General features: G+C 59.2%; 23 protein-coding genes and 3 pseudogenes. 7 read left to right on the forward strand and 19 right to left on the reverse strand.

Translation table 11 applies throughout. The features are described from left to right. Nucleotides 1–241: 241 nt before the first annotated feature. The 6 genes and pseudogenes from B9A23_RS19185 (at nucleotide 242) to B9A23_RS19210 (ending at nucleotide 5,371) form a co-directional block, all read left to right on the forward strand. Nucleotides 242–493, forward strand: coding sequence for a hypothetical protein (locus B9A23_RS19185; protein ID WP_139797576.1), 252 nt, complete (start codon nucleotides 242–244; stop codon nucleotides 491–493). Between the two features lie 124 nt (nucleotides 494–617). Continuing rightward, nucleotides 618–1,772: an IS110 family RNA-guided transposase gene (locus B9A23_RS19190; RefSeq protein ID WP_176218075.1), complete on the forward strand. Its 1,155-nt coding sequence runs from the start codon at nucleotides 618–620 to the stop codon at nucleotides 1,770–1,772. Between the two features lie 416 nt (nucleotides 1,773–2,188). After that, nucleotides 2,189–3,067: pseudogene (gene istA / locus B9A23_RS19195) on the forward strand (IS21 family transposase); the annotation flags it as partial. Then, a pseudogene (istB, locus tag B9A23_RS19200) lies at nucleotides 3,045–3,784 on the forward strand (IS21-like element helper ATPase IstB). The pseudogenes istA and istB, both read left to right, overlap by 23 nt. 174 nt (nucleotides 3,785–3,958) lie before the next feature. Next, nucleotides 3,959–4,567 (forward strand): annotated as a pseudogene (locus B9A23_RS19205) (IS630 family transposase); the annotation flags it as partial. 249 nt (nucleotides 4,568–4,816) lie between these two features. Continuing rightward, nucleotides 4,817–5,371, forward strand: a complete 555-nt coding sequence (locus tag B9A23_RS19210) for a YgjV family protein (RefSeq protein WP_139797577.1) — start codon at nucleotides 4,817–4,819, stop codon at nucleotides 5,369–5,371. Between the two features lie 222 nt (nucleotides 5,372–5,593). Here B9A23_RS19210 and B9A23_RS19215 read toward each other — a convergent pair whose 3' ends face one another. Genes B9A23_RS19215 through B9A23_RS22430 form a run of 5 tightly spaced genes read right to left on the reverse strand, consistent with a single transcriptional unit; the run spans nucleotide 5,594 to nucleotide 9,346 of the window. Next, nucleotides 5,594–6,298 carry a cytochrome c3 family protein gene (locus tag B9A23_RS19215; protein ID WP_084280803.1) on the reverse strand — a complete coding sequence of 235 codons (705 nt, stop codon included), beginning with the start codon at nucleotides 6,296–6,298 and terminating at the stop codon, nucleotides 5,594–5,596. Continuing rightward, complete coding sequence (locus tag B9A23_RS19220) at nucleotides 6,286–6,969, reverse strand: iron reductase (protein WP_217806628.1); 684 nt, start codon at nucleotides 6,967–6,969, stop codon at nucleotides 6,286–6,288. Before B9A23_RS19220 ends, B9A23_RS19215 begins: the two co-directional genes overlap by 13 nt. Next, nucleotides 6,969–7,304 (reverse strand): 2Fe-2S iron-sulfur cluster-binding protein, encoded by a 336-nt coding sequence (locus tag B9A23_RS23090; protein ID WP_217806629.1) that lies wholly within the window; start codon nucleotides 7,302–7,304, stop codon nucleotides 6,969–6,971. The genes B9A23_RS19220 and B9A23_RS23090 overlap by 1 nt, the downstream gene beginning before the upstream one ends. Then, a complete protein-coding gene (locus B9A23_RS19225) occupies nucleotides 7,255–8,961 on the reverse strand; it encodes a ferredoxin reductase (protein ID WP_217806630.1) in 1,707 nt (568 codons plus the stop codon). Before B9A23_RS19225 ends, B9A23_RS23090 begins: the two co-directional genes overlap by 50 nt. 10 nt (nucleotides 8,962–8,971) lie before the next feature. Continuing rightward, nucleotides 8,972–9,346 carry a hypothetical protein gene (locus B9A23_RS22430; protein ID WP_139797578.1) on the reverse strand — a complete coding sequence of 125 codons (375 nt, stop codon included), beginning with the start codon at nucleotides 9,344–9,346 and terminating at the stop codon, nucleotides 8,972–8,974. Nucleotides 9,347–9,607: 261 nt separating this feature from the next. Here B9A23_RS22430 and B9A23_RS19235 point away from each other — a divergent pair, with 261 nt between their 5' ends. Beyond that, nucleotides 9,608–10,621, forward strand: a complete 1,014-nt coding sequence (locus B9A23_RS19235) for an IS110 family RNA-guided transposase (RefSeq protein WP_084280806.1) — start codon at nucleotides 9,608–9,610, stop codon at nucleotides 10,619–10,621. Between the two features lie 353 nt (nucleotides 10,622–10,974). Here B9A23_RS19235 and B9A23_RS19240 read toward each other — a convergent pair whose 3' ends face one another. From B9A23_RS19240 to B9A23_RS19310, 14 genes are all read right to left on the reverse strand, one after another. Further along, nucleotides 10,975–11,343: a DUF1622 domain-containing protein gene (locus B9A23_RS19240; protein WP_072384129.1), complete on the reverse strand. Its 369-nt coding sequence runs from the start codon at nucleotides 11,341–11,343 to the stop codon at nucleotides 10,975–10,977. 108 nt (nucleotides 11,344–11,451) lie between these two features. Continuing rightward, entirely contained in the window at nucleotides 11,452–12,102 is a 651-nt protein-coding gene (locus B9A23_RS19245; protein ID WP_217806631.1) for a hypothetical protein, read from the reverse strand. An 86-nt stretch (nucleotides 12,103–12,188) separates the two neighbouring features. After that, nucleotides 12,189–12,935 carry an HAD-IIB family hydrolase gene (locus B9A23_RS19250; protein WP_072384128.1) on the reverse strand — a complete coding sequence of 249 codons (747 nt, stop codon included), beginning with the start codon at nucleotides 12,933–12,935 and terminating at the stop codon, nucleotides 12,189–12,191. Nucleotides 12,936–13,133: 198 nt separating this feature from the next. Continuing rightward, the gene (locus B9A23_RS19255; RefSeq protein WP_072384127.1) at nucleotides 13,134–13,949 is read right to left on the reverse strand and encodes a Cof-type HAD-IIB family hydrolase; all 816 of its coding nucleotides are present in this window, start codon (nucleotides 13,947–13,949) and stop codon (nucleotides 13,134–13,136) included. Further along, entirely contained in the window at nucleotides 13,946–15,376 is a 1,431-nt protein-coding gene (gene zwf, locus B9A23_RS19260) for a glucose-6-phosphate dehydrogenase (RefSeq protein WP_084280811.1), read from the reverse strand. The genes B9A23_RS19255 and zwf overlap by 4 nt, the downstream gene beginning before the upstream one ends. After that, nucleotides 15,373–16,359 (reverse strand): phosphogluconate dehydrogenase (NAD(+)-dependent, decarboxylating), encoded by a 987-nt coding sequence (gene gnd / locus B9A23_RS19265; RefSeq protein WP_254895197.1) that lies wholly within the window; start codon nucleotides 16,357–16,359, stop codon nucleotides 15,373–15,375. The genes zwf and gnd overlap by 4 nt, the downstream gene beginning before the upstream one ends. 4 nt (nucleotides 16,360–16,363) lie before the next feature. Further along, the gene (locus tag B9A23_RS19270; protein WP_084280816.1) at nucleotides 16,364–19,183 is read right to left on the reverse strand and encodes a bifunctional transaldolase/phosoglucose isomerase; all 2,820 of its coding nucleotides are present in this window, start codon (nucleotides 19,181–19,183) and stop codon (nucleotides 16,364–16,366) included. A gap of 141 nt (nucleotides 19,184–19,324) precedes the next feature. After that, the gene (locus B9A23_RS19275) at nucleotides 19,325–19,606 is read right to left on the reverse strand and encodes a DUF5676 family membrane protein (RefSeq protein WP_084280817.1); all 282 of its coding nucleotides are present in this window, start codon (nucleotides 19,604–19,606) and stop codon (nucleotides 19,325–19,327) included. Beyond that, entirely contained in the window at nucleotides 19,596–19,910 is a 315-nt protein-coding gene (locus B9A23_RS19280; RefSeq protein WP_124811412.1) for a YHS domain-containing protein, read from the reverse strand. The genes B9A23_RS19275 and B9A23_RS19280 overlap by 11 nt, the downstream gene beginning before the upstream one ends. Before the next feature lie 24 nt (nucleotides 19,911–19,934). Continuing rightward, a complete protein-coding gene (locus tag B9A23_RS19285; protein ID WP_084280820.1) occupies nucleotides 19,935–20,597 on the reverse strand; it encodes a methyltransferase family protein in 663 nt (220 codons plus the stop codon). Next, on the reverse strand, nucleotides 20,594–20,836 hold the full coding sequence (locus B9A23_RS19290; protein ID WP_084280821.1) for a DUF2933 domain-containing protein: 243 nt from the start codon (nucleotides 20,834–20,836) through the stop codon (nucleotides 20,594–20,596). Before B9A23_RS19290 ends, B9A23_RS19285 begins: the two co-directional genes overlap by 4 nt. Nucleotides 20,837–20,926: 90 nt before the next feature. Beyond that, nucleotides 20,927–22,246 (reverse strand): type II restriction endonuclease, encoded by a 1,320-nt coding sequence (locus tag B9A23_RS19295; RefSeq protein WP_084280823.1) that lies wholly within the window; start codon nucleotides 22,244–22,246, stop codon nucleotides 20,927–20,929. 532 nt (nucleotides 22,247–22,778) lie between these two features. Next, nucleotides 22,779–23,114, reverse strand: coding sequence for a hypothetical protein (locus B9A23_RS19305; protein WP_084280828.1), 336 nt, complete (start codon nucleotides 23,112–23,114; stop codon nucleotides 22,779–22,781). A gap of 146 nt (nucleotides 23,115–23,260) precedes the next feature. After that, on the reverse strand, nucleotides 23,261–23,965 hold the full coding sequence (locus B9A23_RS19310; protein ID WP_217806632.1) for an LOG family protein: 705 nt from the start codon (nucleotides 23,963–23,965) through the stop codon (nucleotides 23,261–23,263). Nucleotides 23,966–24,150: the final 185 nt, after the last annotated feature.

Raw genomic sequence — 24,150 nt, forward strand, 5'->3', positions numbered from 1 at the left:
CCCAGACTGGTCAGCCAGGGGCGGGTTCAAACATGGGTCAATTCTCAGTGGAAATTTATGCCCCTACCGGGTCAATTCTCAGCGGAAATCTACACCGACGTCCTCGCCCTAGAGTCTGTCACATTGTGATTGAATCGACTTCGGGATTCACAACGGCGTAGATGTGTGATTCAAGCTGCTGGCTGGAGTTGGAGGCCAGCAGCTATGGCCAAGCCCTATTCTTCTGATCTGCGCGAGCGTGTTGCGGGTGCTGTTTTGGCGGGTCGATCTTGCCGTGAAGTGGGCGCAGCGACTGCGCGTGTTGGGCAATGTCGCAGCGAAGCCGATGGGTGGTCAGCGTCCCTGCATTCTTGCCAGTGAGGAGGCATGGCTGCTGGCCCGGCTGGAGGCCTGCCCGCATCTGACGGTCCGCTCGCTGGCGGATGAGTTGCGCGTTCGGGGCTTCGATGTGAGCCACAACGCGGTGTGGCATCAACTGCGCCGCGCCGGGTGAGAATACCGGCAATAAAAGGGGCCACTCGCCGGCCGGCACCCCCGGATTAAAAAGATCCCATGGGCGCGGGGGGCGCTGGTTGTGGCAGAATGATTTTCCCGCTTTGTTGCGAAGGAGGTTGCCCGTGTCCATTTTGTCCCAAGCCGCCGTTAGCACTCAGCTGAACGCGATCTTCGTGTCGCTCGAGCTGAGCCGTTCCACTTGGCTGGTGACGTCGCTGTCACCGGGTCGCGGCGAGCGCATTTCGCGACACCAGGTGATGGGCGGTGATGTGCCGGCACTGCTAGAGCGGTTCGCCCAATTGCAGGCGAAGGCGCGGGAGGGGACGGGCGAACAATACCCGCTGGTTGTCATTCAGGAGGCCGGCCTGGATGGCTTCTGGATTCACCGCTGCCTAGTGCGCGAGGACATCGAGAGCCACGTCGTCGACGCCGCCTCGATCGCGGCCTCGCGGCGCAGCCGGCGTGCGAAGACGGACAAGCTGGACGGCGAGGCGTTGGTCCGCACGTTGCTCGCCTACAAGCGCGGAGAGCCTCGGGTCTGCGCGATGGTGACGGTGCCGAGCGTGGAGGACGAGGATCGCCGGCGCATATGCCGCGAGCGACGTTCGCTTGTGGCCGAGCGCATCCGGCACATCAACCGGGTCAAGGGCTTGCTGTTCGCGCAAGGAGTCGGCGACTATGAGCCGCTTCGCGCGAACCGGCGGACGCGACTGGAGGAGTTGATGACCGGTGACGGACGGCCGCTGCCCCGCCACGTGAAGCTCGAGATAGAGCGCGAACTGGATCGGCTAGAACTGGTCATGCGCCAGATCAAGGAGGTCGAGCGCGAGCGCGATGCGATGCTGGAGACGGCGACGGACGAGGTGGCCGATCCGGCCGGCGCCCGGTTGCTCCAGCTACGCGGCATTGGTCCCGAGTTCGCTGGCGTGCGGCACGCCGAGGCATTTTTCCGCAACTTCAGCAACCGGCGACAGGTCGCCTGTTACGCGGGTCTTGCGCCATCGCCGTGGCAGAGCGGTAACATGGACCGCGAGCAGGGCGTGTCCAAGGCCGGCAACAAACGACTCCGCACAACCATGATCCAGGTCGCCTGGCTTTGGCTGCGACACCAGCTGGAGTCCGAGCTGACACGCTGGTACGCGGAACGGGTGCAAGCGAACGGTGGTCGTGTACGGCGCGTGATGATCGTCGCACTCGCCCGTAAGCTCTTGATCGCGCTGTGGCAGTTCAGCTCGGCCGGTGTCGTGCCGAAGGGCGCTCTGCTGAAAGCGGTCTGAGCGACACCTATTCTTACGAGTTCCCGCAGGGCATCGTCCCTGCCGGATCCAGGTGGACGGACCGTCTGGCCCTCTTGGCTTACTCGCCGACAAAAAGGTTGGTCCCGTCTCCTGAGCCTGACCCGACGCAAGCGGGATTGTGGTGTCGGCCGCGACATGGCGGCGACCGGATGTGAGGTTAGAGCGGACCGGTTCCCGGGGCGCTTATTGCAACAGGCTCAGACCATGGATCACGGGATACAAGGATCGGCAAGTTGCCCAACGGTGCCGGATTTCTGGGCCATAGTTGCGAGGCCAGATGCATGAGACCATATAGCAAAGCGCCTGCGCGGCGTCCCCGCACAAGCGCTTGACTAAATAATCCCCATGTGAGGGGCCAGTCCTGTTAGACCTCCGTTTTTGCGCGGGGGTAGAGGATGAAGAGAGTGGAGCTTTATCAGAAGGTCCGCCGCGCTGTGATGATCGACGGCATGAGCCGCCGCGGCGCTGCGACGTATTTTGGCATCAACCGCAAGACGGTCGACAAGATGCTAGTTTTCCCCGAGCCGCCGCAGCATGGCCGTTGCGGTCGGTCATTCAGCGGGAAGCTGACGGGGCTCACCGAGATCATCGACAAGATCCTGGCGGATGACCGCACGGTGCATGCCAAGCAGCGCCATACGGCGGTGCGGATATTTGAACGGCTGCGCGATGAGCACGGCTTCACCGGCGGCATCACGATTGTCCGCGACTATGTAGCGAACACGAAGCTGCACAGCCGCGAGGTATTCATCCCGCCGAGCCACAAGCCTGGGCACGCGCAGGTGGATTTTGGTGAGGCGGATGGGGTCATCGGCGGCAAGCTGACGCGGTTCCACTATTTCTGCATGGATCTGCCACACAGCGATGCGCCATTTGTCAAAGCCTACCCCGCCGAAGTGGCCGAGGCCTTTTGCGAGGGCCATGTGGCAGCGTTCGCCTTCTTCGGCGGCATTCCGCTCTCGATCCTGTACGACAACACCAGGCTGGCGGTGGCGCCGATCCTGGGTGACGGCAAGCGCGAACGCAGCCGGATGTTCTCGACCCTGCAAAGTCACTACCTGTTCGAGGACAAGATCGGCCGGCCCGGCAAGGGCAACGACAAAGGCAAGGTTGAGGGGCTGGTGGGCTATTCTCGGTACCACTTCATGGTGCCGATGCCGGTGGCCGACAGCTTTGATGCTATGAACGCGCGATTTCTCGAGCAATGCGTGGAGCGTCGGCAAGCAGTATTGCGCGGGCACGCCCAGAGCATTGGTGAAAGGCTGGCTGCCGACCTTTGTACGCGAATATGAGAAGGTCGCGCTTGAGGCCGTGCAGGATCGCGCCGATTATCCACGCTACCTGCTGCGGTTATGCGAACTCGAGCGGATCGACCGCGAGCGCCGGATGGTCGAGCGCCGTATTCGCATGGCCAGGTTCCCGCACACCAAGAGCTTCGACACCTTCGACTTCGCCGCCCAGCCTTCGCTCAACAAGGCGCTGGTGCTGGAACTGGCGCGCGGGGAATGGATCGAGCAGCGCCGCAATGTCATCGCGCTGGGCCCAAGTGGTACCGGCAAGACGCATGCCGCGCTCGCGCTCGGTCTTGCCGCCTGCCAGAAGGGGCAAAGCGTGGCTTTCACCACGGCCGCGGCACTGGTGCATGACCTCATGGAGGCCCGGGACGAGCGCCGGTTACGCACGCTCCAGAAACATCTGGCTTCGGTCAAGCTGCTGATTCTTGATGAGCTCGGCTATGTGCCGTTCACCGCCGTTGGCGGCGAACTGTTGTTCGAGGTTCTCAGCCAACGCTACGAGCGCGGCAGCACGCTGATCACCAGCAATCTGCCCTTCGAGAATGGACATCGGTGTTCGGCTCCGAACGGCTCACAGGCGCGCTCCTCGACCGGCTGACCCACCACGTCCACATCCTCGAGATGAATGGCGACAGCTTCCGTCTCGCCAGTAGCCGCAAGCGCGAAAAGAACAAGGAGGGCAGCAAGATGCCATGATTAGAACGGCTATCGGCAGCGGGAAATCGGCTTCCGCTCCGCTACAGCTGCTTCCCCGGTGCCGATAATGCCCAGCCTCAACCCGAGGCTCTTTGTTTGAACCAACTGGCCCGTTTTTAAACCGGTGGTTGGCCCCATTTTATGTCGGCGTTGACACCGGGTTCAGCTTCAACAAAAACGCTGTTCGCCGCCGAGCAGGATCGTCCCAAGATCGCCCGTCGGCGCGAGCAATGGAAGAAGTATCAGGGGCGGCTTGACCCCACCAGGCTGGTCTTCATCGACGAAACCTGGGCCAAAACCAATATGACCCCGATCCGGGGCTGGTCGCGGCGAGGCAACAAGCTGCTGGCCAAGGCTCCCTTCGGCAAATGGAAGACCCTGACCTTGCTCGCTGCGCTGCACCATGACCGGATCGACGCACCCTGTGTGCTCGACGGCCCGATCAACGGCCAGCTCTTCACGGCTTACGTCGAGCAGTTCCTCGTGCCGACCCTCTCGCCGGGCGACATCGTGATCATGGATAACCTCGGCAGCCACAAAGGCCAGACCGTGCGCAAAGCCATCCGTGCGGCGGGGGCCAAGCTCCTGTTCTTGCCGCCCTACAGCCCCGATCTCAATCCGATCGAGCAAGTCTTCGCCAAACTTAAGCTGCTCTTGCGCAAAGCTGCCGAACGCTCCGTCGAAGCCACATGGCAGCGCATCGGAACGCTGCTCGACTGCTTCCCGCCATACGAATGCGCAAACTACCTCAGAAACTCAGGCTATGCTTCAACCTCAACGTGACAGACTCTAATCGCTGACCAGCCAGTCAGCCAACTCGATCGCCTCCTGCCTTGGGATTGGTGCGCCAATCAGCACGAAATTGCAGCCCGATCGAACCGCGCCCCGGCCGTCGGCGTATGCTTACTGTAATTCTACTGAGAAGGAAATTGAAGCGCAATTAGCATCGGTCCTTCATGCTTTAGCTATGACAAACGATAGAGTTGAGCGCGTGATGCAGATCAAGTTCAGAAAAACCGCGCTGCCGCGGTCATGATCGTTACCGCTTTAGGCTGCTTAGCACTTTTGTGCATCATCAGCTGGCCATTTTTCAGCAATTATCGAACGGTGGTCAAAATCCAGAGTGCGGGTGCTGCCGCATTCGCGCTCTATTTTTTGCTACTGGGTTCGCACACAGCTGCGATGGCGTGTTTCATTTCATGCTCTCAACTGGTCATCTCTGCATCGGTGCGAGATCGCTACGTGGTAACAAGACTTTATGGGGCGAGTCTGATTTTGTTGGTCTTTCTTTCGGTTGTGACGTGGCATGGCATCCCGTCCGCTCTGGCGCTTACCGGCAGCTCGTTGGGCAGCCTTGCGCGATTGCAAACCTCGACTTCGCGAATGAAGGGTCTGTTTCTCGTTGGCGCACCGTTCTGGCTCGCCCATAATCTAATGGTCGGAGCTCTCTTTGCATTGGGTACGGATTTGGTTTCATTGGCTTCGAACTTGGCGGGCTTAGCGAAATTTCTTGTGCGGCGGGGCGCTTCAGCGCGTGCGTCAAACCTAATCCCGTCGATAACCAAACCTGTCTCGATCTTAGCTTGATTCGGAAACCCACGGCCTGGTCGACGTGGACTTGCCAGGGTGAATCTGTTGCTACCGACGCGCGCGCTGAAGCGGCTCGCCCATTGTGTCTCATGGATTGTCTGATCGCGGTTCATTGGGCAATCTTGGCGAACGGGTTCAAGGTGCGCTGCGGGCTGGTGGTGTAAAAGCCGACCATTGCTTGGGTTGTCCGTCGCCAAATTATCTGCGCAAAATGATCGCTCAATGCACCTTGACCATACCGACGCCTTTGATGTTGTTGAACGAGTCGGTCTGGTGGCAACTGAAGCACTGGTCCACCCGCGCCCGTTTTTCGCCGCTGATCATCTTGTCCATCATCTCGAAGTGCATCATGTAATGGCTCGGCGGCGCCTTGTGGCATTGCGAGCATTCGGTCGATTTTGGGCTGGGATGCAAGAAGCCGTTGATTTTCCATCGTTCCGTTGTGTGGCAATTTGCGCACTCGGGACCGAAAAATCCCTTATGGATATCCCGAGGCGCGTGGCAGGACTGGCAGTCGAGTTTTGCAGCTTGTCCCGTAGTACGCCTCGCAATCTCCTCGAGGATCTGGTGATCCATCCTAACCGGACGAAGAGTGCGGCCCTGATGCTCGATGTGGCAACCCGCGCACTCCTTCAGGTTGGCGTGGAAGGCGGTCGCTGGTTTCATCAGGAGTTCAGGAGCAGAAGCGTGGCATGCGATACAGGTTGCGGCCTTGATGCCTTGATTGGGAGTATGGCAGCTCTCGCATTTGCCTTCAAGAAACGCGTGTGCGCTTGACAGGGGGCCGGGACGGACTGCCGATGACCATTGAGGCAGCGCCGTGCTCCCCGATCGGTAGACGGTGAAAGGGATGGCGGCGGCGGCGAGCAGCGCGATCGTCGCAAGCACCAGGTAAAGGATTGTGGTTCGCTTCACGGCAGCCACCGAAGGCCGTAATAGTAGCCGCCCCAAATGTGCAATGCCATCAGGCCATACATCACAATCGCAACCGCGACATGGAACACAGTCCACCGCGCGAGGGTGCGCTTGATCGCATCCCGTGCCATTATTGTAAATTCGAGATCTGAAATGGCCCCGAGCAGATGATCGAGCCTCAGTCCTGACGGATCGACGACGCTATCGCGGGTCCAGACTACGGAAACTGTGGCCAACCCATCGTAGCGGTCGCGAAGCAGCTTGAGCTCTATTTGCTGAAGCCGGAGATCCTGGCTGACCTGCGCAAGATAATATCGCCCGATGAATCCGCTCGCGACGACCGCGAGCATCGATATCACAAGGCTCACACCGAGCGGACTCTGAAACTTGTGGCCGGAGTGAATGATGCCGAGCAATGCCCCGATTGCGCCGGCGTAGACGTGAAACCCCATTAGCGCCCCAAGCGAGATGGAGCCTTTGGTCCGCTCCTTGATCCAGGCCTGCCGCTTCACCGCCGTGTAGGACAGCAGGAGCAGGAACAGAAGCGCGGCGGCGATCCCGAACATGCTCCCGGCAAGGCTGCCCGGGAAGCGGGGCGCGGAATGGATAAGAAATCCGGGGACGATCAGCGTTAGCACACTGACCAGGCCTCCGACCGTGATTTTTTCGGTTTCGGTCATCAGGCCTCCACCACCAGGTCACCCGTCGATTTTGCCTGACAGGCGAGGATGATTCCCGCTGCCTTCTCATCCGCGGCGAGCGCGTCCTCGACCTCCATGGTTGCCTGACCCTGGCGGAGTGGCACTTTGCACCGACCGCAGGTGCCAGCTCGGCAATCATAATCAATCGCTACGCCAATCGCCTCGGCGGCTTCGAGCACCGACTGGTCCGGCGCGAGCGGGCCTGCCTTGCCGGATTTCGAGAATGTGATCGTAGCGTGTGCAGACGGAATCGGTACGGCCTGGTCAGCAGTGAATGCCGGTGTGACAGCAGGTTCCGTCGGTTCGGTTTCCAAGACTGGGCCACCCTTCGGCGGAGCGAACTCCTCGGTTTTGACCTGGTCTGACGGAACCTTGAGCTGCGCGAGCGCTTCTTTCACTGCGGCCATCATGGGGGGGGGGGCCGCACAAGTGGACTCGTCGTTTCGAAATGTCGGGTACCGAGGCCGCTATGAAATCCGCCGTTATGTAGCCAACATGGCCTTGCCAATCGGTGCCTTCAGCTTTGGCGACGGCATACGCGACGTGAAGCTTGGGATGGCGCCGTGCCAGATGATCGCACTCATCGCGGAATATGAGGTCTTCAGGTGTATTCACGCCGTAAAGTAGAAAAATGTCGTGCTCGTAGGACCGGTCTGTGAGACTTCGCAAAACGCTCATCATTGGCGTGATGCCAACGCCGCCGGCGATCAGAACGATGCCGTCGGCTTCCTTCCCCGTGAAGAAGAACCTGCCGGCGGGGGCAGATATTTCAAGGAGATCGCCGGTATCGGCATGATCGTGAAGATGACGCGACTCCAGGCCATATTGTTCACGCTTGATCGTAAGTTCGATATAGTCGCGCTGCGTGGGAGACGATGAGATTGTGTAGGATCGACGGACTTTCTGTCCGTCGATTTCCGAGGTGATAGTGGCATATTGACCAGGCAGGAAGGTGAAGGGAATGGAACCGCCATCCGGCTCCATTAAGCGAAACGACTTCACGTTTGGCGTCTCGTCGAAGATCGCCTTGATCCGCAGCACCCCCTTCCAAGGGCGTCGAACGGGCGGCGGTGCATTAGTCGCGGCAGACACCTGTGGGACGCCCGCGAGAACAGCGGGCTGTGCCATTGCCGTGGGTGCAGCCAGAGCGCCTATTGAAGTTTGTGCGGAGGGCGATCCTGGCATCAGTCGCTCGACAAGGCTCGCGATGCGACGAAGCCGAGCCTGCCGCAAGAGCAGGGCGGTAAGTAGCGCGGCCGCGAGCAGTACCATTCCAATGATGTGCCACCAGGAAAGGCCGCTATCCGTCGCCATCTTTTCAGCTCCGCCTATTCCATTTTGATTTTTGAACCATGTGAGAGCGATTTCGCGGGGGGCCTTGCCTTCTTCCAGCCCCTTGAGGGCGCTCACGCCGCTCTCGGCCTGAGCAAGGCCTTCGCGAGCCCCCTTGATAGAGGCGCCTGCTGTTGCAAAGTCATTGGATGCGAGCGCGTGATGGAGTCGGGATTGCTCGGCAGCGAGGGCATTGGTCCCCGAGCCGAGGCGCTTTAACGCCTCGGCTCGAACGGCCCGCCGCGCTTCGTCGGTCAGCGCTGGCCATTGCATCAGCGAGGGGTAGAAGGGTTTGGCACCCATTGGCCCGCAACAGCCGGAGGGCGCGGCTGTGCCACCCATACCTCCCGGCCCGGCAGATCCGGCCGACGGTGACATCATCTGCTTCATCATGGCGGCCATTGGGTCAGTGCCCGAGCCTCCCATGGGTTGTGTTGCAGGCATGTCGGTGCCGCTGGCTGCGGCAGGCATGGCTGGAGCTGCCCCGCCTCCGCCTGGATGATGCGAAGCGTGCTCGTCAGCGGTTTGCGCCACGACCGACGGTGATGTGAGCATCACCGTCAGTGCGATCAGAACCCGGTAGCCAATCCGACTCCAGAGAGTTCGGTGAGTAGTGATTTGATGAAGCGGACGCTTCATGCTGATACTCTTACATATCGTCCTGCATGGGCATTGGCTTGTCGGCGGGCATCGGTGCAGGCTTTGCGGCGGCCGGCTTGGCGTGCCTGCGATGTCTGGGGCTGTGCTTCGACCTTCCCATAGTTTTCATCTTCTTGGCGCAGCATCCTGACTTGTCCTGTGCCATAACGGGTTTAGGCATTTGCATGCCGCCTTGCATGCCGGGCATCGCGTCATGACCTTCCATCATCCCACCGGACGGCATTGCACTGCCGTTGGGAGACATGGGGGGCTGGGTTGAGGCCTGTCCTGTTCCTTGGCTCTGGGCCGCAGCAAGGCTGGGAGACAGAAGAACGCCGCCTATCAATGCCAGCGAATAAAGATAGGAAGTGCGACTTTTCATCATGATCTTTCCTCCGTTGAAAAACGACCGGCGATAATTTGGCGAGCCGCGATGCCCCTGATGGACGACTCCTCAAACTGGCTGATATACGTAGTGTCCGTGAACCCAAAAAAGTGGGGCACGGAGCGGCCGATGGATGCGCGCTGGCGGTAGAGCGACGACTGTGTGATTGGGTGCATGTGACGTGATGTCGTGGACGACCTCCGCACCAGCGTAGCTGTGCAATGATGTGGTCGTTGTAGGTCCACGTCTAGGAGTCGTTCCATGGAGCAGGAGGTTGTCACCGTCGGATTGGATCTGGCGAAGACTGTGTTTCAGGTTCATGTTATCGCCGCTGATGGCGCAGTGCTGATCCGGCGTAAGCTGCGCAGGACCGAGGTTATTCGGTTCTTCGCGAAATTGTCGCCTTGCCTGGTCGGCATGGAAGCCTGCGCGTCGGCGCATCACTGGGCGCGCGAGTTGATAGCGATTGGCCATGAGGTGCGCCTCATGCCGCCGGCCTATGTGAAGCCGTACGTGAAGCGCGGGAAGACCGATGCGGCGGATGCCGAAGCGATCTGCGAAGCGGTCACCCGGCCGACGATGCGCTTCGTCGCTGTGAAGTCGGTGGAGCAGCAAGCGGTGCTGATGCTCCACAAAAGTCGCGACCTGATTGTTCGGCAGCGCACCATGCTGATCAACGCGCTTCGCGGCCATTTGGCTGAGTACGGGATCGTGACGGGCCTGGGCGCCGGCGGCGTAGTGGATGCCCTGAAGGCGCTGTACGAAGAGCAGGACAGGTTTCCCGCACACGCGCGTTCGGCCCTTCATGGCATTGCCGCTCAACTGAGGGCACTAGCGAGCGAGATCGATCGGCTTGAAGCGCAAATCCTCGATTGGCACCGTAACGACGAGACGAGCCGCAGGCTGGCTACGATCCCGGGGATCGGCCCGATTACAGCTTCGGCTATTGCAGCTGCGGTGCCCGATCCATCGCTGTTCCGATCAGGCCGTCAGTTCGCCGCCTGGCTTGGGCTGACACCTCGAGCAAACAGCTCGGGTGGCAAAGAGCGCCTCGGCGGAATAACCAAGCAGGGCGATGGCTATCTTCGCCGGCTTCTGGTCGTCGGTTCGACTGCTGTTATGAGAATGACGCGCAAGAATCCGGCTCGCCAACCCTGGATGGCGGGCCTGCTCGAGCGCAAGCCTACGAAGATCGCGACAGTGGCGCTCGCCAATAAGACAGCACGGATTGCGTGGGCAGTGATGACGCGGAAGGAGGTCTACGCCGCCGCATAAGGAGATCTCCATCACGCGATAATCGCGTGATAGGATGCGTTGGAGCAGCTTAGTAGTGATGACGAACCGGTCAGACCGGGGGTTAGTGAAACCCAGGGGGTCACAGCGCTTCGAGCGCGATGACGTGATTAGGGAGCCAGCCTGCGGACTTCATCAGGGCCAGCAGCCATGCGGTGCTGCGCGAACAGGCCGAACACATGGATGCACCCGACCGAAATCATCAATGCCAAAAAGCTCTTGCGCAGCGGAGGTCGTCCACACATGGACCTACAACGACCACATCATTGCACAGCTACGCTGGTGCGGAGGTCGTCCACGACATCACGTCACATGTGCTAAAACCGAACTGCTATTCAGTCATCGCGGTGGACTCCTGTTGCCCTTTGCCAAGGCCAACGGCCCTTAATCTCAACTTCAAGAGAGAAGCTCAGAAATGTCCTTATAAGCACAATGCCCGCAAGAACGGCCAAACTGTTCAGCGTTGGCTGAATAGCTATGGTATTGATTATGTCCGCTGCAACCAGGAATTCGAGACCCAAGAGGATGGCTTCCCCCAGATTTGAGCGGAAACTTCCAACAGAACCTTCATCGGTCAAGCCCTTTGCCGCTGTCAGTAGGAATCTGAGAAGCGAGTAACCCGCACCGACGACAATGATCGCCGTACCCGTGATTTCTATCGCACGCGTGATCCAGTGGATAGCCTCGATGAGAATGCTGTCCATCAAACTACCCCCCCGTTACCACCGGCATTGCCGGGCCATTTAGGTTATAACTTTCCGTCTAGGAACGAGTTTTTCTTCTCAAATCGAGATATAATGCTCATGCAGGGATCAAGGGCATCGGTGCATTACATGCCGGACCCTTCGTCCGGTAATGGCAACAATCCGTTTGGGGCTATGTTCAATTATATCCATGCGCTTCGTTAACGGCCCTGCAATTGATCCCTTCGGCAATGCCAATGAGTAGAATAACGTGTTCCCTCGCAGGACCCATTTGCCATCACCCTGCGCTGTGAAATCGGGCAGCATAATCTCACTGTAGCTTCCGTCGGACATGAATATCCATGCGTTGCCAACCTTGCACTCAGAGCGTCCATTGAATGCCCAGACACCTTCCATGTCGATTTTGGCATTTTCTGGCGTTTCGTTCCTGATTTTTGCCATCAGGGGACTGATTGAGCTTCCGGCCAGGAGAAAGACCACTAGAGTTTGCCGCATTAGGAGAGGCGTGGGTGTTGACAAATTTGTGTGGCTACGCACATTCCAGATGGCTAGGCGACGCCCGAGAATACTGAAATGCACAAGCTTTTGGGCCCACATGACGCAAGTGCGCCGCCCAAATGCTTCAAAAAGCGGCAGAAGCAGAAACGAGCGAAGTCTGTTCATCATAATAGTGTGCCCATCGTTCACCAAAGGATCAGATCCTGGCTGGTTCTTGCTGAAATTCCACTCGCGCATGATTGAAATTGTTACAATTTCCAATATTATAACGTGACTTGAGTTTGATCCGCCAAGGCCTTTTATCTCCATGGGTCTAACCGCAGATTGCGCGGATGCATTCTCGAACTCTACGGCTTTGTGAAAGCAATGAGTGCGAGAAGAGCAGTGTTGGTCTCGGCAGGATCGCGTACAGCAATTGTGTCGATTCCCGCTTCGCGGACAGGATCATCGTTGCCGCCTGGATAGATTGCATCGCCGAAGAACAGCATGGCTGAAAAGGGAATGCCTGTATGTTCGGCAAGCTTGCGCATGCCGTAGGCCTTGTCGATGCCCTGGCGCGTGATGTCGATTGAGGTCGACCCGCCGATGTTCACGGACAGATCCGGCAGCATGCGGCGAAGTGACAACTGGAGCAGCTTGCGTTTGGCGAAGTCTGGATCCCAAGCCGTCTTGGCCGCAAGCGGCGCGAGCTGACCGAGCCCGGAAAAGGTGATCTGGCTGCCGCGGTCTTCCACCCGATCGCCCCAAATCTGCTTCTCGTGGAGTTGGTTTCCGTCAATAGCGGCATCAATCGCTTCGCCGATACGGCGGCGCTCATGGGGCGTGAAAATGTCAGCGTAAATCGCCTGCCAGCCATTGTCGAAACGATAGAGCTTGGTCCCAGTGGTCGGCAGGATGAACAGGTTCTGGAGAGCCGCGCTGCGGGGCAAGCGAGAGACGACCTGAGTCTCAAATTGCGGCCAGTCGCCTCCCGAGATCACCGCAACGGTTGCGACACCGAGCAATGCACTGAGTAACTCGGCAGTCGCCTGGCTGATCGGCTGTTTGCTCTCGGCAAGCGTGCCGTCGAGGTCGAAAGCGATGAGGCGCTTCATCTGAGAAATCCTATCGGAAGCCTGCCCGACGCGGGCAGTGGTGGTCGCTTGGGCGTTTTCCTCGTCATCGGGAATAGCCCAGTCGGTGCGGGCCAAACGAATTCCGTGTTCCATGGTCCGCGGAACGGCCGAGCTCAGCTCCCTCCGGTCGCGTGAAATGTGCCCAGCACGACGATTGAACCAGAGGCGGCCGGTGGCTCACCTTACGACCTTGGCCAAGATGAACGAGTCGATGGCATGGGCAACGCCATCCTTTTCGTTCGAAAGGGTCACTAGGCTTGCGGCCGTGCGGACGGCAGCCGGTGCTTGCCCCATCGCGATCGACAGGCCGGCACGCGCAAACATCGGCATATCGTTGCGTTGGTCACCGATTACAGCGACGTCGTCGAGCGGCACTCCAGCTGCACCAGCCAATGCAGAAAGGCCATCGCCCTTGTTGGCACCGGGCGCCGTGATGTCGAGATAGTAGGGTTGGGAACGGCCGACCGTTGCCGCCGCGCCAAGTGCGGATGAAATTTCTTTGTCGAGGCGGGCCAGAAGCTCGCGGTCGCCGCTGACTCCAACGATCTTGTCAACCCGTGCCAGCAATCCGTTAAAATGGCTCCGGAGCACTGGTTCAATGTTGGCGGCATGCCGTTCAAGAGGGACGTAGACCTCGTCGATCGTTTGGGCAAACCAATGGCCGTCGGCGAACAACCACAGGGTGACCGCTGGGTGGTCCAATAAGGCAATCGCCCGCGCCGCACAGTTTGGCTCGATATGCTCAGCCAATACTATCTTTCCGTCGGGGCGCATGACTGTTCCTCCGTTGAATGCGCCCATGACATCGGAGATTTGCAGCCTTTTCGCGATCCACAACATGCCGCTTGGGGGACGGGCGCTGATCAGGCTCATTGCAAGACCAGCGTTCCGGACCCGTTCGACTGCGGCGATCACGCCGTCCGACAGGCTTTTGTCATCGCGGACCAGCGTACCGTCGATGTCACACACAAGGAGGCGTATGCGCCCGCTCATCCCAGACGGTGCCAGCGCCGGTGCGCGCGATGCATCAGCGCGTCGGCGCTTTCGGGGCCGGCGCTGCCTGCAGGATATTCCTCGGGCGAACCCTGCTGCCACATTTCGAGCAGCGGTTGCACCGCGCGCCATCCGGCTTCGATCTGGTCGGCCCGCTGGAAAAGCGTCTGGTCGCCAGTCAGCACATCATAGAGCAGTGTCTCGTAGCCAGTCTGATGTTGGAGCTCAAAATGGTCTGCATAGCTGAAATCCATGCTGACCGGCGCCGTGTTCACTGCGGGGCCTGGCTGTTTGACCACGAATTCGAGGCTGATTGCCTCGTCAGGCTGGATTTGGATGACGAGCCGGTTAGGCGGGAGCCGGTCGACCACCGTCTCCCTGAAAAGAGAGAGCGGTACATCCCGAAACTGGATCACGATCTCGGTATCGCGCGCCGCCAGCGCCTTGCCCGTGCGCAGGTAGAAAGGGACCCCCGTCCAACGCCAGGTTTCGACGTGTACCTTCATTGCGACGAATGTCTCGGTTCGGCTGAGTGGATCGACATCGAGTTCCGTGAGGTAGGCAGAAACTGGTTCGCCCGCGACCGCGCCGGTGCCATATCGGCCGCGAATGGCCTCGTGGGGGTCGATCGGGCAAATAGCAGAGATGACCTTCGCTTTCTCGGTACGGATCGCCGCAGCATCGAAACTTACCGGCGGCTCCATGCCGATCATGGCGAGAAGCTGAAACAGATGGTTGGGCACCATGTCACGCAGCGCGCCGGTGGCATCGTAGAACTTGCCACGGCTGCCGATGGTTACGGCTTTTGCGGCCGTGATCTGGACGTGATCGATGTAACGGTTGTTCCAGACAGATTCGAGCAAGGTGTTGCCGAAGCGCGCTACCATGATGTTCTGGACCGTTTCCTTGCCGAGGAAATGGTCGATCCGGTAGATCTGGTCCTCTTTGGCGCGGGCCAGGACCTGGCGGTTGAGCGCCTGTGCGGTAGTGAAATCGGTGCCAAACGGCTTTTCGATTACCACCCGCCGAAAGCCCCGGGATTCGTCGAGCAGACCCGCATCACCTAAAGCATCGACGATGGGGCCGAAAAAGCCTGGACCAGTGGCGAGGTAGAAAACAGCGTTCCCCTTGAGCTCGCCCGCCAACGACGTGAACGTTTTTGAATCACGGAAGTCGCCCTTCCGGTAATGGACGTGGCTCCGGATGTTCTCCCAACTGGGCCTCTCTTTCAGGAAGTCATCGAGAGCGCGACGCAGCCCGTCGTCATCACAGTCATGATGACTAATGCCAAGCAGCTCGGTCTCAGGCGCCAGAAGCCCGGCTTCCGCGAGATTGACGAGCGCCGGGAAAAGCAGTCGACGTGTGAGATCACCCAACGCGCCGAAGATGACGAACGTCGCTGCCGGGGAGACCGGAGCCTTATTCATTGCGGCATTTCGACGTGCCCGCCGAACCCGAATCGCATCGCCGATAGCACCTGGTCGCCGAAAGTATGGTCGACCCGGCTGCGATAGCGGGCGAACAGCGCAGCGGACAGGACGTAGACGGGGACAGACTCCTCCATTGCCGCCTCGATCGTCCAGTGACCCTCTCCCGAGTCGGCGACTCGTCCGGAAAATTGGCTGAGCATCTGGTCATTCGCCAGCGCATCGGCAGTCAGATCGAGCAGCCAAGAGGAGATGACGCTGCCACGCCGCCACACTTCGGCTATGTCGGTCAGATTGAGGTCGAAGCGCTCATCCTCCGGCAGCTTGTCCGACTTTTTGCTCTTGAGAATATCGAAACCCTCAGCGTAAGCCTGCATCAGCCCGTACTCGATGCCATTATGGATCATCTTGACGAAGTGGCCTGCACCTGCCGGCCCTGCGTGGATGTATCCCTGCTCGGCGCGCGGATCTTCGCCCTCTTGCTCCATACGGTTGGCGGTGCGCGGGATCGTTCCGAGCCCCGGCGCCAGCGCTGCGAAGATCGGGTCAAGCAGATCGACTATCGCCTTGTCCCCGCCGACCATCATGCAATAGCCGCGCTCCAGTCCCCAGACCCCGCCGGATGTGCCGACGTCCACATAATGGATGTTCATCTCTCGCAGGGAACGTGCCCGTCGGATGTCATCCTTGTAAAAACTGTTGCCGCCATCGATGATTATGTCGCCCGGCCTGGCGAGGCCCTTGAGCGTCTCAATCGTGTCCTCGGTAGGCGAGCCGGCGGGGAGCATCACCCAGAAGATGCGTGGTGATGTCAGCGCGTTGGCGGCGGCTTCCAACGACGTGGCCGCGATCGCACCCTCTGCGGCAAGGTCTTCAACGACGGGGGGATTGCGGTCGAAGGCCACGACTTCATGTTCGCCGCGCATCAGTCGGCGCGCGATATTGGCGCCCATCCGCCCCAGACCAATGATTGCAATTCGCATAGAGTTAGGTTCCCTGATGGTCGCGTGCGGCAGCGACCACCGCTGCGCGCAACGCTTCGATGCCGCCGCCGCCCCCCTTTAAGTTGACACGCAGTACATGCCGACCGCGCGAGGCCAGAACGGCCATGTCACCGCGGGCCTGTGCAAGCTGGATCGTCCCGAAGCTCGCTTTGTGACCGGGGATGGCTAGATCGGCATCGGAATCGCGCGTGATGACCAAGAATGAGCCGCTCGCCGGGCCGCCTTTATAGACCTGCCCGGTCGAGTGGAGGTAGCGGGGTCCAAACCCGGCAACGGTCGCCACGATGTTGGCATCGCGGAGCGCTTGGCGCATTGTCGCGACAGCCTTTTCATTGGCCTCGTTCCGCTCGATGTAGGCGAGAAGTCCCGCGTAGGCACCATGTGCCAGGCTAGCGAAGTGGAGTCGTAGCAACGCGACTGGATCGGCAGAGCGCGGGCCGTCATCAACCGAGGCATACACGGAAAAGTCGGCATTTTCTGCGATCGGTATTTCCTGCCCGAGAGCGCCCGTCGCCTCGAACGAGTCGACCAGTGCGCGCGTCGCGATCTTGGCGTCCTCGACATCGGGTTGGTCGAACGGGTTGATGCCGATTACCGCACCGGCGATCGCGGTCGCGACCTCCCACCGGAAGAATTCCTGACCAATCAGTTCACGGCTAGCGACGTGGATCGTAACTAGCGGCTGGCCGGCGGCCACGAGCGCCTCGAGCTTCAATTCAAGTGCGTCGTCGTCGCCGCCCTGCAGGTGCAAATGGACGAACATCCGATCGTTCGCATAGCTTTCCGGTGAGCCGACGGGCTCTAGGTCGACGGGAACAACACCCTTTCCCTGCTTGCCTGTGGATTCGGCTATGAGCTGTTCCAGCCAGGCACCGAACGGCTCCAACCCCTTCGACGGCAGGATGGTAAGCTTGTCCCGCCCGGCCAATGCCGCCTCGCCGATAATCGCCCCAAGGCGCATGCCGGGGTTGTGTGTGGGAGGCACATCGGCACCGCATGCAGATATCATCGCCGCGGTCGCCGCATAGATGGCGCTTGTGTCGAGCCCCATTACGGCCGCGGGCACCATACCGAATGCCGATAGCACGGAGTAGCGCCCGCCAATGGCCGGGTCGCCGGCGACGATCATCGTGAAACCGTCCCGCTTGGCAGAAGCCTCAAGCTTTGAACCTGGATCAGTGACCGCGATAAAATGGTTGCCATCCTTGCCCGACAGTTCCCAGAAATAGGCGCGCAACAACTCTGGCTCCATGGTCGAGCCCGATTTGGATGAGACGATGAACAGGGTGTTTGCTGGATTTATCTCGGCCGCCACTGCCGCAATCTGGTCTGGATCCGTGGTGTCGAGCACGTGGAAGCGTGGATGGGTTTGGCGGCTGCCCAGGATCAGCGAGAGCACTTCCGGACCGAGGCTCGACCCACCCATGCCGAGCAGGACCGCGTCCTTATAGCCTCTGGCCTTTGTGGTTAGTGACTTCAGCGCATCGCCATCGACCTGCTGACCCCGAGCCGCCGCGAGCCAACCGAGCCAGTTGGCTTCCCCCCGGTCGGTCCACAGCGTCGCATCATGCTGCCACAGACGGCGCACCCAGCCGTCCACACGCGCCGACTCCAAACGGGCCTCGACCGCCTGTCGGAGCCCCTCGGGAAGGGTGACTTCCATTCCGTTCTGGCGGTCGCCCAGATATGCCTCGCGCTTGGCCGCGACGCCGCCAAGCAGCGCGTCGGCGGCGTCTGCGAACAGTCTCACGCCTTCTTCGACGAGGCCGGTGGTGACAACGTCCAACGCCAGGCCGAGCCGTCGCGCCTCTGCGAGGACGTGACGGGCATCGTCAAGCTGCTGGGTCAGGGTCAGTTGAATGGTGCCGTGGTAGCGGAAGGCATCCATCGTCTTGGGCGGTATCGTGGTGATCGTGTCCGGGCCGATCAGCGCGTCGACATAAAGCGTGTCCGGGTAGGCGGGATCCTTGGCCCCGGTTGAAGCCCACAGCAGTCGCTGCGGCATTGCGCCTTTTGCAGCGAGGGCTTGCCAGCGAGCGCTGGCAATCATGTCCTCGTACCAAACGTAAGCCAACTTGGCGTTGGCGATCGCAACTTTTCCTCGGATGGCGAGCAACGCGTCGCTCTCGGCATCGCCGGCTTTCACCCGTTCGTCGATTGCCTTGTCAATTTGCGCATCGATGCGGCTAACAAAGAAACTGGCGACGCTCGCCACCCTGTCAATCGGTTCGCCAGCCTCTGCCCGTGCCTCGAGTCCATCCAGATAAGCTTCGGCAACCAACTGATAAGCTTTGAGCGAGAAAAGCAAGGTCACGTTGATATTGAGCCCATCCCTGATCAACGGAGCGATCGCGCGGACGCCGGCTTTTGTGCCGGGCACCTTCACCATCAGGTTGGACTCATTCACAGCTGCCCACAGGCGCCTTGCTTCCGCAACCGTGACATCGGTGTCGTTCGCGACATAAGGCGAAATCTCGAGGCTGACGTAGCCGTCTTTGCCGTCGAGTAGGTCATATACTTCGCGCAGATCGGTCGCGGCCGCCTTGATGTCCGCGATAGCCTGGCTTTCGTAAATATCCTGAACACTTGCATCGGCATTACCGAGGAACGACTGAAATCCGGCATCATAGGTATCGCCGTGGCCCATCGCCTTTTCGAAGATCGACGGATTGGAGGTGACGCCAGTGATGTCGTCCTCGCCGACAAGCTTGCGCAGCCCGCCATCGGCCAGGAACTTACGGTCAACGAAGTCGAGCCACACTGCCTGGCCCATTTCGCGAAGCTCGTTCAAGCGGCTGGTCATTTGTAGCTCCTCTCGTTCGGGGCGTCCCAAATGGCGCTCATATTATTGTGAATGGCGCCTGATTTCTCACCAAGCTGAGCGTATTGGTCTGTCGTTCTGGCAGACATAGCGACCCAGGACAGTTGCCCCAGCTTCCCAGTTTTACGCACTCCTTGAGACCAGAAAGTTGTAAAGCGGTCCAAAGACGAGAGCGATGTACCAACCCCAGCCAAATGCCTCGCCAAGGCCGAGAAGAAAGGTCTTCCAACTCAGCAACTGGAACCCCGGCAGAAAAATGGCGAGGGCGGAATGCTGCACCGGAAGACCGGGCAGGAAAAGGTAACCCAAGATGCACAAAATGTAGCTCACCGAGAGGAACAGGCTCAGTGCCAACCCACTGGTGACAACCGGGATCAAAGCCGGCTGCTGGCGGTCATGCGGCATGGCGTGGTTCTCCTGATGGCTCGATATTGCCAGACGCCGCATAGAGCTGCGGGTTGGCTTCGAACTTGTCACGGCATGCCCCGGAGCAGAAATGCCATACATGGCCTCCGACCACGGCGGTCTTGGCACTAGCTGTGTCAACAGTCATGCCGCATACCGGATCGACTGTTTGTGCCGCTTTATGCTTTATGTCGCTGTCATTTCTGTGACGTCTATGGTGTCCCATGACATGGGCGCCGCAGCCGAATCGCATCATGAACATGAAGAGCAGGCCCCAGACGAGAAGGTATGCGACAGTTCCCACGACACGCTCCTCTCAATTGCTGCGCTAGCGACCGCTCAGACTGCGGTCGCTGTATCCAAGCTTCGGAACGAACCCAGGTACGCGCTCCATGTATTGTCTATATTGGTCGCCAAATTCGCGGATTGCATCACGCTCTTCATGGCGGGCGAGGCGCACATACATAACAACCAGAACTGGAAACATTGCGAGCGTTAGCAAGGTCGGCCACTGCAGCAGGAAGCCGAACATCACTGCGATGAACCCTGTATATTGGGGGTGCCGCATCCGTGCATAGAGACCGGTAGTGGCCAGTGCATGTTTCTGTTGGGCGGTATGCAGAGCCTTCCAGCCGGATGAAATCAGCATAAAACCACCACCAATGAAGACGAAGCTGGCAATATGGAATGGACCGAAATGCGGATTTACGCGCCACCCGAACATCATTTCGAGAAGATGTCCGGCATCATGTGAGAACCAATTGATCCCTGGAAAGCGCGATTGCAGCCAGCCTGACAAAATATAGATCGTCAGAGGGAATCCGTACATTTCTGCAAATAGCGCTACGAGAAAGGCGCTGAACGCACCGAAACTGCGCCAATCGCGCTTGGTTTCAGGCTTGAAGAAACTGAAAGCAAAGAAAATGAAGATCGCCGCGTTGACGAATGCTAGTCCCCAAAGGCCATAAGCCGGAGTGTCAGAGTGGGTCATTTCCCATCTCCACTGCTACGGTGATGCCCTTTGTGCATGAACAAGTGCTTGATCGGGCAAATCAACAATATGGCGTACGGTAGAAAACCAAACAGGTGAGCACGATGCTCGGTCACAAGGTAATATCCACCGACGAGAAAAAACGTCAGGAACGCGAGTTTCTCGAACCACCAACGGCCATTCCGCACTGATTTCGGCGCAGCATTTTTCCTCTTATTGTCATTGCCGCAACAATCCATGGCACGTCCCGCATTTAATAGGAGTGGCCATGGTGGCTCGCTGACCTCAATCCCTCCATCCGTAAACACCACATTTTGACAAGCTTTTGGTCAGGTCCGACCGAGCGGGCTGGCGATAGCCTTGATCCCCTTGAGACCCGAGCCGAAGCGCGCGATGGCATCCCGATGTCGAGCAAGTTCGCCATACGGAAGGTAGGCAATATCCAGATCGCCGATGCGGCTGAATGCAGGGCGCTGTAGCTGCGCTCGCACGTCGCCTTCGCGCGCGTCAGGTGCGACCAGAAACAAGCCTGCCGTAGCGTGAAGGCTGTCGCCACTCAGCGCCAGGTCGAGCATGCGGACGATACCCGAATAGATTGACGTCGTATGCTCGACCTCGAAGGCGGCGGCGACAGACTGATTGGCTTCGTCGATCCATAAGACATCGATCAGACGAATGGCATCTGCTCCTGGACAACTCATCAGGTTCGGGGGCAGTTGGTCCAAGCATCCTTTCGACAAAGGCGCGTTTTGGTAAAGGCGCCCCCGGTCATTGGCGGCAATCCAGACGCTAAACCCCAGGGACTTGCCAAGATCGCGCAGCCAGGCCTGGACCTCCGTATGCGTGCGGTCGCTCTCCTGGTTGGATAGCGATAGCTTGTTCAAGCTTTCGGCTTCGGATCGTGCAGCCTGCAGTCGCGCATTCCAGTCGGTGACGCTGGAGGCATCGGTCGTTTGGGGCGGCACTGGGTAGCGTCCTGAACCGACGTCAAACAGAAACCCGCCGATCGCGCCGAGATCGTTCGAAAGCAGATCGCGATAGCGGTCATTGAATTCGATGACCCCGCTTCGCATTGCGAGGAAGTGCGGCCAGCTCCCAAGCTTCACGTTTGCGTTTGCTACGGCGTTATAACCCTTCACGATTGCTGTATTGAACGGCGGGATGAGCGTTGGGTGCAGAAAATAAAGCAGGTTGGCCACCGCAGGGCCCAGGCCCTTGATCTTCCTGCGGTCGATTGCGTGGATGTGGTTGATGATCGCATCAGCGGTGTCGCAACAGGCGCAGTTGGCGAGCAGTTGACCAAATGCTCTCTGGTTCGCGGCGTCTTCGTAGATATCGGGTATGCGTAGTTTGGGCTTCCAGAGGAAAGCGTGATCCGCGCCCCGAAAAATCTGTCGCTGTTCGGCAATCGAGTGAACGACCGTTTCCAGCGAGGAGTTGCGGTAGGTCACGCCAAATGTGCCTTGCTCGATCTCAGATACGACTTGTGCTATGCCGCGGCGGATTGAGCGGAAGTTCTTCAGGCGCTCCTCCCAGAGGAACCAACCCCTGTAAGTCGCACCGGGATCTTCGCGCCACTGCAGGATCAATTGGCGCACCAAGGCATTCGGAACGCAGGATTGATCATTCGTTTCGATTAGTTGGCTCATGGCTGCAGGGATGCGATTGCGCTTTCGAAAGCGCAAGGAGTTTCCCGGTCCCCGCCTTTCATTTGTGACATAATTGCATCAGGCTATCCGGCTCACGCAGCCGAGTTGGTTGACTGACATTTGGATAGGCGCCATTATGAAACGATAAAGATCTGCCCGCAGGAGGAACACCTTGTTCATGATGGGACGGATCTATGGAAAAATACATTCCAATTGCAGCCATGGTCACGATGGCTTTGGGGGCCTGTGCTTCTGTTCCCGCTACCTCGGCTGAGGTGGAAAGCTGCCGGAAGATGGAAAGTGATATGGGTCTCGGGACCCGGCATGACCATCAGGAGATGAAAGGCATGGGGTTGAATCCCATGAACATATCGCATTCTCGGTGCATGGAAATCCTCGGCAGGACGCAATAGATTGCGCGCCCAAAGGATGTAAGCTTATCTGGGTATGACAAAGGTCCGCCACCCGTAGAGGCGGCGGACCTTTGAAGCATGAGGTGCCAGCGATTACTTTCTCGAAGTTATCGCAGTATTCAGCAGCAGCCACCGCCAGATTTCTTGGGAGCAGGCGAAGTCGTCGGCGCGGTCATGGGCATCTGCCCCCCCTGCATCATGTGTCCGCCTTTCATCATACTCCCTCCGGACATCATGCTCCCTCCGGACATCATGTGACCACCGGACATTTTATGTCCGCCCGTCTGGCCCGCCGAACGGTGCTGATGCCTTGCAGAGTGCTTGGGCTTCGGCTTTGCAGGATGTTTGTGAGCGGGCAAATCCTTCATGCCGGGGGGCATTTGATCGGCTAATGCCGGAGCGGTGCCGGAAGCCAGCAACCCCAGGGCGGCAAAAATCAACGTTGTCTTGCGCATACAGCGGTCCTTTCCTTGGCAGCCTTGGTTAGGCCAGCCTCAGGCCCCCTATGCCGCGATCAAGATTGGCATCGATATACGTAGATAACGAATGTCTCGGCTCCGAAGCGGAATCTCCTGCAGGTCAGGTAGGGCCGGGCAGGAGTTTAGCCAGCAATAGCCGGACTGAGCCCCTGGTCGATCAGGGTTGCCCATAGTGCCTCGGCGCTATCGGCATACGAAAACAAGTCGCGATCTTCGCTGTCGATCATGCCGTTCTCGCTGAAAACATCCAAATTGATCGCGCTTTGCCAATAGTCTTGATCAAACAGGATGATCGGGACCTTGGGGGCCTTGCCGGTCTGCCGCAGTGTCAGAATTTCGAACATCTCGTCCAGGGTACCAAATCCCCCTGGGAAGACCACCAGGGCACTGGCGCGCATGGCCAGATGCATCTTGCGGATCGCGAAATAGTGAAAACGGAATGTGAGTTCGGGCGTCGTGTAAGGATTTGGGACCTGTTCGTGAGGGAGCGTGATATTGAAGCCGATAGAAGGCGCGCAGACGTCATGGGCGCCGCGGTTGGCCGCCTCCATGATCCCTGGCCCTCCTCCTGTGGCGATCACGTTCATGCGCTTGCCACCATTGCGGGTCAGCGCGCCCCCCTTCTCGGAGGCGAGCCGGCCGAACTTGCGGGCTTCGTCATACCAGGCGCCCCTCCTGCCTGGCTGCGCCTCTCGGACGCGAGCACTCCCAAATACGACAATGGTTGAAAGGACGCCCCATTCGCGCAACGCTTCCTCCACCTTCTCGTATTCGAGCATGAAGCGAACTCCGCGCATGGAGTCCCCAAGAATGAAGTCCTGATCCAAGGCGGCGAGCCTGTAAGATGGCAAGTCCGCTGCGTGGTGGCTGGGGAAGCAATGCTCACAGGGATGTGGCGTTAGAGCGCTGCAGAAAGGGGTGTCATCTGAAGTCACATTTTTGTCCCGTTCAAAGCATGTATCTTGTGGTTATCGGTTTTGTCACGATGCGTTCGCGAGACTGTCTCAGTGCT

The organism is Novosphingobium sp. B1 (assembly GCF_900176395.1).
Lineage (GTDB): Bacteria > Pseudomonadota > Alphaproteobacteria > Sphingomonadales > Sphingomonadaceae > Novosphingobium.